Genomic DNA, 13,017 nt, shown 5'->3' with positions numbered 1-13,017 from the left:
ACAGGTCCGAAAGGAATGCGAAGAATGATTCGGACTGGTCGGAGGTTGGCGGACGGACGTGAGATTCTCTATTTCGACGCGGTCCAACACACGCGCCCCGATTCGATCGATGTCAGGCAATTGCCGGATCGCAATGTCAATTCCGAAATACGATTCGATCGCCTTCTCGGGGAATGGGTCGTAATCGCCGCACACCGCCAAACCCGAACACAACTGCCGGACCGGACACAATGTCCCCTGTGCCCGTCGCGCCCGGGCAGTCCGACGGAAATTCCGGCGTCCGACTACGAGGTTGTCGTTTTCGAAAACCGCTTTGCTGCCCTCCCCGGCGTATCGACCGACTCGTCCGCCCTCGCCGACCACGTCGCTGGTTCGGCGCCAACCAGCCCGACAGAAAAGTCCGGCAGGTCCGAGGTGGTGTGCTTCTCGAGCGAACACGACACGACCTCCGCGCAACTCGGCGTCGAGCGCACCCGCATGGTGATCGATGTGCTCGCGGAACGGACCACGGCGCTGCGGGCGATGCCCGCGATATCGCAGGTGTTCTGTTTCGAGAACTTCGGCGCAGAGATCGGGGTGACCTTGTCGCACCCGCACGGACAAATTTATGCGCTTCCGTTCACCAGTCCACGTGCGACAAAGATCGAAGCCAACGCACGGCGTTATCGCGACGAGCACAACCGCAATCTGTTCGGCGATATGTTCGCGGCCGAGCGGGACTCCGGTGTACGAGTTGTGTGCGCGAACGACGAATGGACGGCATTCGTGCCGACCGCTGCGCGCTGGCCGTACGAGGTGTTGTTGTTTCCGAATCGCCGCGTCGCAGACATTCCAGAACTCGACGACCACGCGCGCACCCGTTTCGCCGAGTTGTATCTCGATGTACTCGGTCGATTCGAGCGGCGTTTCGACGAGCCGATGCCGTATATCGCTGCGTGGAATCAGGCGCCGAAGGGTGCGGAGGACTTCTGGTGGCTGCATCTGCAGATCTTCTCGATTCGGCGCGCGCCGGGAAAGCTCAAATATCTGGCAGGCGCAGAATCGGGTATGGGCGTTTTCATCAGTGACACGACACCGGAGAACGTCGCAGCCGAACTTCGCGCGGTGACGCCATGACCTCGGATCCCGAAGCGGCCGCTGCCTTCGCGGCGGCGTTCAGCGACAGTGCCGATGGCAGGTGGGACGCTCCCGGCCGGGTCAATCTGATCGGCGAGCACACCGACTACAACCGCGGTTACGCACTTCCTATCGCGCTGCCCCAAGTTGTGCGCTGCTACGCCGCGGTTCGAGCCGGCGACCGGGTACGCGTGGCATCGCAGCAGTATCCGGGTGAAGTCGTCGACGCGTCGATCGCGGAACTCGGGCTTGCGAACATCGACGGCTGGGCACGGTATCCGCTCGGCGTCGTGCACGAGTTCGTGCGCCGCGGTCACTCGATCGGAGGTATCGACCTACTGCTCGACAGCGATTTGCCGATCGGGGCGGGTGTCTCGTCTTCCGCCGCAGTCGAATGTTCTGTCGCGCTTGCCGTCTCGGATCTGTTTTCCCTCGGCACTACGCGCGAAGAACTCGTCGACATAGCGCACACGGCCGAGAACTTCTACGTCGGCGCACCGACCGGGAAACTCGACCAGTCCGCGGCGATGCACTGCACGACGGGCCACGCGATGCTTCTCGACTTCGCCGACGATCACCGCACGCAGGTGCCGTTCGATCTTGCCGAGCGAGGACTTGCACTGTTGATCATCGACACGATGACCAAACACGAACTCGCCGCGGGCGCCTACGCCGAGCGCCGATCGGAATGCGAACGGGCCGCGGCGCTGCTCGGCGTCGGGTCGCTGCGGGAGGTGACCAACACCGACGATCTGGCCGGACTGCCAACCCTGCTCGAGCGCAGAGCACGACACGTCGTCACCGAAAGTGCTCGGGTGCTCGCAATCGCGGATGCGCTGACAACACGCGCGGACCCTCGCATCATCGGGCCGATGCTCGCCGCGGGGCATGCCTCGCTCCGCGACGATTTCGAGGTCTCCACGCCCGAACTCGACACCGCGGTCGACGTCGCGACCGCAGCGGGCGCCCACGGTGCTCGCCTGGTCGGAGGTGGTTTCGGAGGTAGCGTCATCGCGCTGGTCGAGGTGGCCGACGTCGCTGCGATCGACCACGCTGTCACAGCGGCATTCCGATCCGCCGGGTTTGCCGATCCGCGAACACTCGTTGCAGCGGCAGCGGCGGCCGCCCGTCGTGTTCGATAGCGACCGGGGTGGGGTATGGCGGGGGGTGGGGGTCACTGGCAATATTCACGAGGCGTGCGTCACACACACCGAGGAGCCTTAATCGATGATCAGCACAATGCAGGACGAGCCGCTGTCTCTGGCGACACTGCTGAAGTACGGCACTACCTTTCACAGCGATTCCGAAGTCTCCACGTGGACGGGTACCGACCTGCGACGGATGACGTACGGCGAACTCGGCGTCGAGGCTGCCAAGCTCGCCAACGGCCTGCGTGGACTCGGCGTCGGCGAGGGTGATCGCGTCGCCACCTTCATGTGGAACAACAACGAGCACATGGCTGCCTACGGTGCCGTTCCGGCGATGGGCGCCGTTCTGCACACGCTGAACATTCGGCTGTTTCCCGAGCAGCTGATCTTCGTGGCAAACCACGCGGAGGACAAGGTCGTCATCGTCGACGGCACCCTGATACCGCTGCTCGGCAAATATCTGCCGTCGCTGAAAACGGTCCAGCACGTGATCGTGGCCAACGGCGACGCAAGTGCGCTCGAGGCACCCGCCGGTGTCGAGGTGCACTCCTACACCGACCTGCTCGCGGCACAGCCGGACACCTTCGAGTGGCCCGAGATCGACGAACGAGCCCCTGCAGCAGCGTGTTACACGTCCGGGACGACCGGCGATCCCAAGGGCGTCGTCTACTCACACCGGTCGATGTACCTCCATTCGATGCAGGTCTGCACGTCCAACGGCATGGCGCTCTCCGACGCGGACAAGACGCTCGCGATCGTTCCGATGTTCCACGCCATGTCGTGGGGTCTGCCGCATGCGGCGCTGATGGTCGGTGCATCGCTTGTCATGCCCGACCGCTTTCTGCAGCCCGGCCCGATCGCCCAGATCCTTGCCGCCGAGAAGCCGACGTTCGCCGCTGCGGTTCCGACCGTATGGCTCGGTCTGCTGCAACACCTGGATGCGAACCCGCAGGACATCACCCATCTGCGCAACGTGGTCGTCGGCGGCTCGGCAGTTCCGCCGTCGCTGATGCATGCGTTCAAGGAAAAGCACGGCGTCGACATCCTGCACGCGTGGGGCATGACCGAGACCTCGCCGCTCGGTAGCGTCGCGTGGCCGCCCGCGGGACTGTCCGACGAGGAAGCGTGGCCCTACCGCTACACCCAGGGCCGCTTCCCGTCCAACGTCCAGGCGCGTCTGGTCGACGACGACGGCACGGTCGTCGCCAACGACGGTGAGGCACTCGGTGAACTGCAGGTCCGCGGTCCGTGGATCACCGCGTCCTACTATTCGCCCGATGGCGCGACGATCGATCCCGACAAGTTCGACGACGGGTGGCTGCGCACCGGCGACGTCGGCAAGATCAGCGCCAAGGGCTTCCTCACCCTGGTCGACCGCTCGAAGGACGTCATCAAGTCGGGTGGCGAGTGGATCTCCTCCGTCGATCTGGAGAACGCGGTGATGTCCCATCCCGCCGTTGCCGAAGCTGCTGTCATCGGGGTGCCGGACGAGAAGTGGGACGAGCGACCGCTGGTGAGCGTCGTACTGTCGCCCGGGCAGGCCGCAACCGCGGAAGAGTTGCGCGACTACCTCTCCGACAAGGTTGCCAAGTGGCAGTTGCCCGAACGCTGGACCTTCATCGAAGAGGTTCCGAAGACCAGCGTCGGCAAATTCGACAAGAAGCGACTGCGCGCCCAGTACGGCGAGGGTGAACTCGAGATCACCTCACTGGTTTGACAGTGCTGCTCTGAGCCTTCGGCACACGACCGAAGCACAACGACCGCGCACCCGCCCTCATCCAGCGGGTGCGCGGTCGTGTGTTCTTCGTCCGTGCTACGTCGACGCCGCCCACTTGTAGGCCGACACCGTGAGGTCGACGAACAGGAACGCAAGCAACCCGAGACCGAGCAGAGGTACGAAATAGCCGACGCCGAGACCGACGACGACGATCGCCGCGATGCCGAGTGGTGGAATCTTGCGAATCGAGCCGCGGGTGGGAACTCGGCCGACGGCGAGCGTCGAACCGCGGGTCGGGCGGCGACGCCACCACATGACGTAGCCCCGAATCACCACGCTGACCAAGGCGACGATCACCGCGAGCAGCAACAACTGGTTCGCCAGGCCGAACATCATGCCCATATGCAGCTGGATGCCCCACGAGGACAGCTTCGCGGCGAGTGGCCATTCGGCAAATCGCAGTTCGTCGCTGATCTGGCCGGTAGCGCCGTCGACCGCGACTGAGTCGATGGCCAACACCCCGGACAACCGTTGCTCCTTCACGACGAACGCTGTCGACTCGGCAGCGGGAATGCTCACCTCGACGGGTCCGTCGATACCGGCCGCTCTGGCAGTTCGGAGCACCGAGTCGATTTGTGCGACAGTGGTTTCCGAGGGACCGGTGCCGGTTGCCTTCGCGCCACCGTGATCACCGTGTGCCGGTGCAGCAGCGCCGGTGCCAAGACTGGAATCCACGACGGGCGTCTTCCAGTTGAACGCGGCCCGCATCTCGTCGACGTTTGCGCCCGCGTAGGTCGACCAGGTGAGACCGGTCGCCGAGAGGAACAGCACCGGTAGCAGAATCCAGACCCCTACCGCACCATGCCAATTGACGGTCCGAGAGTGCCCTTTGCCGCCGCGTCCCGGGGTCAGCAACCTGGCCTCGGCAGCGTTGGCCGTGCGCCGCCGACGGTAACGAACGACCCACAGGAAGAGACCTCCCAGCGCGATCACCCACATCCACGACGCTGCGAATTCGCTGTACAGCCTGCCGGGCTCACCGAGGTGCAGATGTCTGTGCAGTTGGCCGACCCACGCCCGGAAAGGGAGTGCGCCGGAGCTGCCGTACACCGTCGATTCGCCGACCGGATTCGCCGTCGTCGGATCGACGAACACCGCGTGCCGTTCGGATTCGCCGAGTGTGGGGTCCGCGAAGAGGACTCGCGTGGTGGCACCCGATTCGGTCGCGGGCTGGACCGCGACGAGTTCGAGGTCGGGTCGCAATTGTTCGGCCGCGCGCACCTGCTGATCGACGGGAACGTCAGGTCCGGTCGAGTCGACGTGCAGGTAGTCGCGGTAGGCGATGTTCTCGATCGTCGGCGCGATCGCGTAGAGGCCGCCGCTCAGCGCGGCGATCAGGATGAACGGTGCGACAACAATTCCCGCGTAGAAATGCAGGCGGTAGATCAGGCCGCGCCAGGCGGGAAGGGTGGATCTGGATCGGGTCGTGGATTTCGGGGTCGGGGGAGGTACGTCAGGTTGCTCGACCGGTGCTTTCCGGTCGAGTTCAGGGGTCGTCACAACATGCTCGATTCAGGTGTGTGCGCGCAGCGCTGTGCGCTGGTTGGCGCAGGGAAGAGTTACCTCGAAGCGAGGTGAATGGACTTCGATCCGGTCAGGCGAGGGCGGGCGGTGCCCGGGTGCGCAGCGTCGGTGCGACGAGTAGACGCGCGATGATGTCATCGCGGTAGTCGGTGTCGAACCTGCGGGCCGGGCCCGCGATCGGTCCAGGTGCCACAAGCCGGGGCACGATCCGGGCGAGCGTATTGGCCGCAACCCGGTAGCCCTGCTCGGCGTAACGGATGACGACGGCGATTGCCAGCACTGCTGCCGCGTGGGCGCCGAGCATGGTCGGTGGCAGCGACGGACCGTGGTGGTGGTCGGAAGCGACCGACAGCGTGAGGTGACCGAGCGCCTGGCCGAGGACAAGGGCACCGACCAGCGCCGTAGAGCTGTCGCGCAGCGATCGGTGGCGTTTCGACCGGGTGGCGACCAGCGCGCCGAGGCCGGCGCTCATCGCGAGCAGCAGGGTGATTGCGCCCTCGGACGGGGCTTCGCTGGACGCAGCAGCATGTGCCGCAAGGGAGAACGATCCCGAAACGGCACCGACGGACGCGCCACGAACACGCGTCACGCCGGATGCCGAATTCACGGAGAGGACTTTACCGGCAGTTTGCTGTTCGCAACGACGCCGGGACCGTCGATCAGTCGGTCGAAATGTCCATGTCGACGAGGACTTTGCGAAGCAGCTTGCCGGTGGCGTTGCGCGGCAGTTCGTCGAGAAAGACAACTTCGCGAGGGACCTTGTAGCGCGCGAGGTTGTTCTTCACGTACTCCTTGATCTCCTTCTCGTCACGCTTTGCGTCCGGCGAAGGAACGATGAAGGCGCGCAAGCGCTTTCCGAACTCGCGATCGTCGACGCCGACAACGGCGGCGTCGTGGACGTCGGCGCGGTCGGCGAGCAGGTTCTCGACCTCGAGCGGGAAGACGTTCTCGCCGCCGGAGACGATCATGTCGTCGTCACGGCCGTCGACGAACCAGAGGCCGTTCTCGTCGAAATGGCCGACATCGCCGCTCGACAACATGCCGTCGACGATCTCCTTGTTGCGTCCGTCGGTGTATCCGGCAAAACTCAGGCCGCTCGAGACGAAGATCGTGCCGATGGTGTGCGGCGTGCTGACCTTGTTGCGATCCGCGTCGTAGAGCTGAACGCGGCAGCCGACCGGCGGCTTGCCGACGGTGCCGGGGGCAGTGCGCAGGTCCTGCGGCGTTGCGACGGTCGCGACGGCAACCTCGGTGGAGCCGTAGAGGTTGTAGAGGACGTCACCGAAGATCTCGCTGGTTCGCTTGCAGAGGTCGGGCGACAGCGACGAGCCTGCTGCGAAGATGACCTTCAGCGACGACGTGTCGTACTTGGCGAGGATCGCGGGATCGAGGTCGATGATGCGCTGCAGCATGGTCGGTACTACGACGAGCGCGGTCGCCTTGCTCTCGGCGATGCCGCGCACGGTCGCTTCCGGGTTGAACCGGCGTTGGAACACGATGCGGTTGCCGAGGGAGAGGCCGAGCAGAAACTGCGAGAGGCCGGTGCCGTGGAAGATCGGCGCGGCCATGAACATGGTCTCGTTCTGGGGGAGCGGGACACGATCGAGGAACTGTGCCGACTGCAACGGCGAAACCTTGTCGCGCGGGGCGCCTTTCGGCGTTCCGGTGGTTCCACTGGTCAGGATCACCATGCCGCCGGGCTTGGCAGGAGCCGCGATGCCGTCCGTCGAGCGACCCACCGTGAGGTCTTCGATCGTCTTCGAGTCGGCAGGAAGTTCGTGTTGTTCGTCGACCCACGTGAGCACACGCGGGATCTCGGTCGGGATGGCGCTGAGCAGGTCGATGAACTCGCTGTCGTGCAGCACGGCCTTGACGTTTTCGCGCTTGGTGACGTCCGCGAACTGTGGCTTGGCGAAGCCGGTGTTCATCAGCACCAGGCGTGCGCCGATCTTGCCCGCGGCAAGCATGGTCAGGACGAGGCCACGGTGGTCGCGAGCCAGAACGGCGACGACGTCACCCTCCTTGACACCGGCGGCCTGCAAACCGCGGCCGAGCGCGTTGGACTGCTTGTCGAGCTGACCGAAACTGACCGAGCCACGCTCGTCGACGATGGCCGGTGCGGCGGCATGGCGACGGACGCCGTGCATCACGACTCCGGCAGTCGGACCGAATTTGAGGGCGTCGCGAGTCGACTTGAGTGCCTCGTCGGGACGGAGGGGATTGAACATTCCGCGGCGTCGCAGGACGCCGACGCCCTGAACGAGGTCGCCGACCGTGCGAAGTTTCGCTAACGGTGAGGGCAAAGATCCAGTCACGTCGGTACCTCCGGCGGACCTCGAATTCTCGAGGATGACCGCGTTGTCATGAGAATGTGAGCAAACGCAGACTAGCAAAGGCCGCGGTCAGGGGTTTTCGTTCATCTCCACAAGCACTCGCCGTAGGAGTTTGCCGGTGGTGTTGCGTGGCAGTTCGTCGAGAAACACCACGTCACGCGGTACTTTGTAGCGCGCGAGGTGCGCCTTCACGTGATCTTTGAGGCCTTGCGGATCGGGCTCGAAGCCGGGGGCGACGACGACGAAGGCGCGCAGCCGCTGACCGAACTCCGGGTCGGGGACGCCGATGACACATACGTCGAGCACGTCGGCGCGGTCGGCGAGCAGATTCTCGATCTCGATCGGATAGACGTTTTCGCCACCCGAGACGATCATGTCGTCGTCGCGGCCCTCGATGAACAGCATGCCGTTGTCGTCGAAATGGCCGAGGTCGCCGGTCGAGAGCAGACCGTCGATCCGTTCCTTGTCGCGCCCGTCGGTATAGCCTGCGAAACTCGCGCCGTTGGCGGCGAAGATTCTGCCGACCGTTCCGCGTTCGGTGATTTTGGTTCCGGCGTCGTCGTAGAGAGCAACACGGCAGGTCACCGGTGCGAGCCCGGCTGTTCCCGGTGAGCGTTTGAGGTCGGCCGGGGTTGCGACCGTCACGACGGCGCACTCGGTCGAGCCGTAGAGGTTGTAGAGGACTTCACCCAGGTATTCCGACGTCTTACGACTCAGATCGGGGGAGATGGACGAACCCGCTGCGAACACGACCTTCAGTGCGGACGTGTCGTATTCGGCGATCACATCGGGACCGAGGTCGACGATTCGCTGCAGCATGGTCGGAATGACAATCACAGTGTCGCAACGGTTCTCGGCGATGATGCGGAGTGCATCGCGAGCCTCGAAGCGGCGTGTCAACACGATCGTGTTGCGAAGCGCGAAGCCCATCACCATCAGGCCGAGCCCGGTGGCGTGAAATACCGGTGCCGCCGCGAACATCGTCTGCTCGGTGCGCAACGGGATGCGGTCGAGGATCTGAGCCGAGGCAAGCGGTGACACCACCGCTCGCGGAACACCTTTCGGCGTACCGGTGGTGCCGCTGGTGAGCTGAGTGGCGACGCCGGCCTTGGCGGGCGGAGGTAGCGGATTCGTGGGCTGGCCTGCAATGAGGTGCTCCAACGACGGGTCGTCCGTCGGGTCCTCGACCCACGCGACATATTTGGTCGTCGTCGCAGGTAGCGCTGCTGCGAGGGCGGCGAATTCGGCGTCGTAGACGAATACGCCGACCCCCTCGCGCTCCGCGACAGCGGCAAGTTGAGGCGCGGCGAACCCTGTGTTCATCAGGACGAGTCGAGCGCCGAGCTTCGCAGCCGCCAAACCGACGAGGACGAACCACCGTGAGTTTCTGCAGATCGACGCGATGACCGAGGTGTCGTCGAACCCGGCTTCCTGCCAGGCGCGCGCGAGTGCGTTCGATTGCTGGTCGAGTTCGGGATAGGTGAGTGACCCGAGATCGTCGATCAGGGCAACGCGGTCGATCCCGTTGATCGCGTGGGCATGGATCGGGCCTGCGAGCGGTCCATATGCGCGCGCCGCCTTTGCTGTGACGGCGGCGTGGCCGAGCTTGCCGAACGACACCAATCCGGCTCGCCGCATCGCGCCGAGGGCGCCGACCGTTTCGGACAATTGCGCCGCGATGCGCTGAAGAGCCATCGCGTCAGAATGCACGAAATCGGGTCAGGCCGCACCCAGTTGGATGCAACCTGACCCGATTGGGTGCAGCGTGACGGCTCTACTTGAGCTGCGCCGAGGACTTTCCGAGGATGCGACGAGCCACGATCAGCTGCTGAATCTGCTGTGTGCCCTCGAAGATGTCGAGAATCTTCGAGTCGCGGCCCCACTTCTCTAGCAAGGTGCGCTGCGAGTAGCCGATCGCGCCTGCAAGCTCGACCGCCTTGAGGGTGACGTCGGTGCCGGTGCGGCCTGCCTTGGCCTTCGACATCGAGGCCTCCAACGAGTTCGGCTTCTTGTTGTCCGCCATCCACGCTGCACGCAGCGACAGTAGGTAGGAAGACTCGTAGTCGGCTTCGAGACGCAGGTACTCGGCAGCCGCCGCATGCTGGGTGTAGGCGGGTGCGTCGTAGTCGATCTCGACGCCGGCATCGGTGAGGACCTTGCGAAGCTCCTCTAACGCTGCGCGTGCGACACCGACTGCCATGGCCGCAACGAGCGGACGGGTGTTGTCGAAGGTCTGCATGACCCCGGCAAAGCCCTTCTCCACGTTGACTTCCGGGCTACCGAGGATGTTGTCCGCCGGGATTCGGCAGTCCTGCAGCAGCAGCACCGCGGTGTCGGACGCCTTGATGCCGAGCTTGTGCTCTAGACGTGCAACGGAGAGGCCAGGAGCATCGCGCGGTACGACGAACGACTTGATAGCCGCGCGGCCGAGACTCCTGTCGACCGACGCCCAGACGACGATGTGCGTCGAGCGCTCACCGGCGGTGACGAAGATCTTTTCACCGTTGAGGACCCACTCGTCGCCGTCGCGCACCGCGGTGGTGCTGACAGCTGCCGAGTCGGAGCCGAAGCTCGGCTCGGTGATGGCCATCGAGGCCCACACCTTGCCGAAGCGGCCGAGCTGCTCGTCGGTGGCAACCGCTGCGATCGCGGCGTTGCCGAGGCCCTGGTAGGGGATCGACAGCATCAAGCCGACGTCGCCCCACGAGGTTTCGAGTGCGTTCAGCAGTGCAGACATGTTGCCGCCGTTGGAGTTGCCGAGCAGCTCCGTCGCGTGCTTCTTGTCTTCGGCGGTCTCGTCGCTGCGGCCACCGGCGGCGCCGCCGATGTCTTGGGTGCCGGAGTCGCCGAGGCCTTCGATCATGGCGGCCATCGTGTCGAGCTCGACGGGGTAGTCGTGTTCTCCGAGGTCGTACTTGCGGGAAATGGGGCGGAAGATCTCGGTCGCGACCTGATGGGCCTGGTTGGCCGAGAACTTCAGCTTCTTGGGGATTTCGAGATTGATCATGTTTGGGGTTCCTTAGTAGGCAAGCAGCAGCGACGGCGTCAGATCAGGACAACGCCCTCGGCGATGCCGATGGCTCGAAGGTCGCGGTACCAGCGCTCGACCGGGTGTTCCTTGGTGAAGCCGTGGCCGCCGAGCAGCTGGACGCCGTCCAAGCCGATCTGCATGCCCTTTTCGGATGCGAGACGACGCGCGAGCGCCGCTTCGCGTGCAAACGAAAGGCCCTGCTCCGCACGGGAAGCGCCGCGCAGCGTGACCAGACGCATGCCATCGAGTTCGATGGCGATGTTGGCGACCATAAATGCGACAGCCTGACGATGGCTGATCGGCTCGCCGAACGCTTCGCGCTCGTTGACGTAGGGAATGACGTAGTCGAGTACGGCCTGGCCGGTGCCGACTGCCATCGACGCCCAACCCAAACGGGAAAGCCGGATCGCGTCGGCGTACTCGTGCGCACGCTCGTCGGCGTCACTGTCACCGAGGATCGCGGATTCGGAAACGGCGACGTCGGTGAGGATCAGACGGCCGAGGCCGGCTGCCCGCAAGCCCATGCTCGGATCTGCCTCGACGACAACACCTTTGGATTTCGCCTCGACGATGAAGAAGGTCGGGCGACCGTCGAGTGCTGCCGCGACGATGAACAGTTCCGCATCGCCCGCAGCGGGCACGAGGCTCTTGACGCCGTTGATCTTGTAGCCGCTCGGTGAGCGAACGGCCTTGGTCTGCAACGCGAACGGGTCGAACAGCGCACGCGGCTCCGAGACGACGACAGCTGCCGCCGGGACGTTCTCGCCTGTGAAGGCGGGGAGGTAGGTCTTCTGCTGCGTCTCCGAACCCCATTGGGTCAGGGCGACGGCGACACCGCTCGGTGCGAGGATCGGCAGTGCGAGACCCATGTCGCCGTGCGCAAGCGCTTCTGCGACAAGGGAGTTCGTGACTGCGCCACGCTCGCTGGCTGCGCCTTCGAGTTCCTCGGGGACGTTGATGAGCGTGATGCCGAGTTCGGCGGCGCGCTCGAGCAGGTCTTTCGGGGCTGTCGCCGCTGCGTCCGCGTCGTGCGCGGCGGGACGCAGGATCTCGGCAGCGAACTCCTTGACCGTCTCGACGATCATCTTCTGATCTTCGTCAGGAGTGATGTCGAAGTAGTCGGCACCCTTGCTCGCCGACGCGGGGAGGCGGTTCGGCTTGCCGTTTCCTGCAACCTTCTCGAATGCGCGAGTCGCGGCACCGAGGGTGCGGAAACCAGTCTTGGTGCCTTCGTAGGTGACACGGTTGATCGGATCGCTCAGCTTGTACTTCTGAGCCAGTTCCGATCCCGTGATGGTTGTCAGGGCGCGCATTGCCGCACCCATCCAATCCCGCTTCGTAGGGGTGAGGCCAACCGCAGACGTGTCGCGGGGCCTGCGCTTCGTCGCGCTGTTCTGCTTACTCATGATCACCATTTCTCGGTGGCCGGCATGGTCGGTAGCTATCTTACTCCAGAGTAAGGTACGGCGTCGAGCACTGCTGAGAAACCAAATTCGGCGCACAGTTGTGAGAGCCTTGTCACATGCCGATCGCAGCCGGAATCTTCGCGGCCATCGCCGCCGCGCTACACGTGCTCATCTTCGTGATGGAGAGCGTGTTGTGGACCAAGCCCGAGGTCTGGAAGCGGTTCTCGGTGGCCAGTCAGGCGGACGCAGAGGTGTTGCGGCCCATGGCATTCAACCAGGGGTTCTACAACCTGTTTCTCGCGATCGGCATCGTCGTCGGACTGATCATCGGCGGGGACGCTGGTCATGCCCTCGTCGTGTTCGGCTGCGCCAGCATCGTCGGCGCCGCGCTCGTCCTCGCGGTCGGCGGGGCCAAGTATTTCCGCGCCGCGATCATGCAGGGCAGCACCCCGTTGATCGCACTGGTGCTCATCGCCGTTCTCTGATGCGGCTACGCCGCTCGTGCGTCTTTTCGGCGGGCCCGACCTCCGAAAAGACTAATGGGGGTGGATCGGCGGGAACGGTTTCGTGACGGAGCTGTTTCGGGAACGCTGGTTACCGAGCCACCGGCTGGTGAGCACTGTGAAGACTAATGGGGGTGGATCGGCGGGAACGGTTTCGTGACGGAGCTGTTTCGGGAACG

At 64.6% G+C, this 13,017-nt stretch carries 10 protein-coding genes; 4 read left to right on the top strand and 6 right to left on the bottom strand.

From position 1 onward, the window contains the following. Positions 1-45: 45 nt before the first annotated feature. From galT to ACHIRB_RS26720, 3 genes are all read left to right on the top strand, one after another. Positions 46-1,116, top strand: a complete 1,071-nt coding sequence (gene galT, locus ACHIRB_RS26730) for a galactose-1-phosphate uridylyltransferase (RefSeq protein ID WP_395123289.1) — start codon at positions 46-48, stop codon at positions 1,114-1,116. Further along, the gene (gene galK / locus ACHIRB_RS26725; RefSeq protein ID WP_395123208.1) at positions 1,113-2,258 is read left to right on the top strand and encodes a galactokinase; all 1,146 of its coding nucleotides are present in this window, start codon (positions 1,113-1,115) and stop codon (positions 2,256-2,258) included. Before galT ends, galK begins: the two co-directional genes overlap by 4 nt. Positions 2,259-2,343: 85 nt before the next feature. Then, the gene (locus ACHIRB_RS26720; RefSeq protein WP_395114256.1) at positions 2,344-3,981 is read left to right on the top strand and encodes a long-chain fatty acid--CoA ligase; all 1,638 of its coding nucleotides are present in this window, start codon (positions 2,344-2,346) and stop codon (positions 3,979-3,981) included. A gap of 96 nt (positions 3,982-4,077) precedes the next feature. On the opposite strand, the gene ACHIRB_RS26715 is transcribed toward ACHIRB_RS26720, so the two are convergent. The 6 genes from ACHIRB_RS26715 to ACHIRB_RS26690 all read right to left on the bottom strand — a co-directional run bounded on the left by ACHIRB_RS26715 (position 4,078) and on the right by ACHIRB_RS26690 (position 12,341). Beyond that, positions 4,078-5,541 carry a PepSY-associated TM helix domain-containing protein gene (locus tag ACHIRB_RS26715; RefSeq protein WP_395123209.1) on the bottom strand — a complete coding sequence of 488 codons (1,464 nt, stop codon included), beginning with the start codon at positions 5,539-5,541 and terminating at the stop codon, positions 4,078-4,080. 94 nt (positions 5,542-5,635) lie between these two features. Further along, complete coding sequence (locus ACHIRB_RS26710; RefSeq protein ID WP_395123210.1) at positions 5,636-6,172, bottom strand: hypothetical protein; 537 nt, start codon at positions 6,170-6,172, stop codon at positions 5,636-5,638. A 52-nt stretch (positions 6,173-6,224) separates the two neighbouring features. After that, complete coding sequence (locus ACHIRB_RS26705; protein ID WP_395114252.1) at positions 6,225-7,880, bottom strand: acyl-CoA synthetase; 1,656 nt, start codon at positions 7,878-7,880, stop codon at positions 6,225-6,227. An 87-nt stretch (positions 7,881-7,967) separates the two neighbouring features. After that, complete coding sequence (locus ACHIRB_RS26700) at positions 7,968-9,593, bottom strand: AMP-binding protein (RefSeq protein WP_395123211.1); 1,626 nt, start codon at positions 9,591-9,593, stop codon at positions 7,968-7,970. Positions 9,594-9,672: 79 nt separating this feature from the next. After that, the gene (locus ACHIRB_RS26695) at positions 9,673-10,905 is read right to left on the bottom strand and encodes an acyl-CoA dehydrogenase family protein (protein WP_395123212.1); all 1,233 of its coding nucleotides are present in this window, start codon (positions 10,903-10,905) and stop codon (positions 9,673-9,675) included. 38 nt (positions 10,906-10,943) lie between these two features. Next, on the bottom strand, positions 10,944-12,341 hold the full coding sequence (locus tag ACHIRB_RS26690; RefSeq protein WP_395114249.1) for an acyl-CoA dehydrogenase family protein: 1,398 nt from the start codon (positions 12,339-12,341) through the stop codon (positions 10,944-10,946). A 110-nt stretch (positions 12,342-12,451) separates the two neighbouring features. On the opposite strand from ACHIRB_RS26690, the gene ACHIRB_RS26685 reads away from it, so the two are divergent. Continuing rightward, positions 12,452-12,820: a DUF1304 domain-containing protein gene (locus tag ACHIRB_RS26685; RefSeq protein ID WP_199703015.1), complete on the top strand. Its 369-nt coding sequence runs from the start codon at positions 12,452-12,454 to the stop codon at positions 12,818-12,820. Positions 12,821-13,017: the final 197 nt, after the last annotated feature.

Origin of the sequence: Antrihabitans spumae (assembly GCF_043944905.1) — a bacterium.
GTDB classification, from domain to species: Bacteria; Actinomycetota; Actinomycetes; order Mycobacteriales; family Mycobacteriaceae; genus Antrihabitans; species Antrihabitans spumae.
The sequence above is the reverse complement of the archived record's forward strand: the minus strand, read 5'-3'. Positions and strand labels throughout refer to the sequence as shown.

Bases quoted from the DNA above. Each gene is read 5' to 3' on its own strand.
- galK (WP_395123208.1), top strand. From the start codon at position 1,113: ATGACCTCGGATCCCGAAGCGGCCGCTGCCTTCGCGGCGGCGTTCAGC.
- ACHIRB_RS26720 (WP_395114256.1), top strand. From the start codon at position 2,344: ATGATCAGCACAATGCAGGACGAGCCGCTGTCTCTGGCGACACTGCTG.
- ACHIRB_RS26700 (WP_395123211.1), bottom strand. From the start codon at position 9,593: ATGGCTCTTCAGCGCATCGCGGCGCAATTGTCCGAAACGGTCGGCGCC.
- ACHIRB_RS26695 (WP_395123212.1), bottom strand. From the start codon at position 10,905: ATGATCAATCTCGAAATCCCCAAGAAGCTGAAGTTCTCGGCCAACCAG.
- ACHIRB_RS26685 (WP_199703015.1), top strand. From the start codon at position 12,452: ATGCCGATCGCAGCCGGAATCTTCGCGGCCATCGCCGCCGCGCTACAC.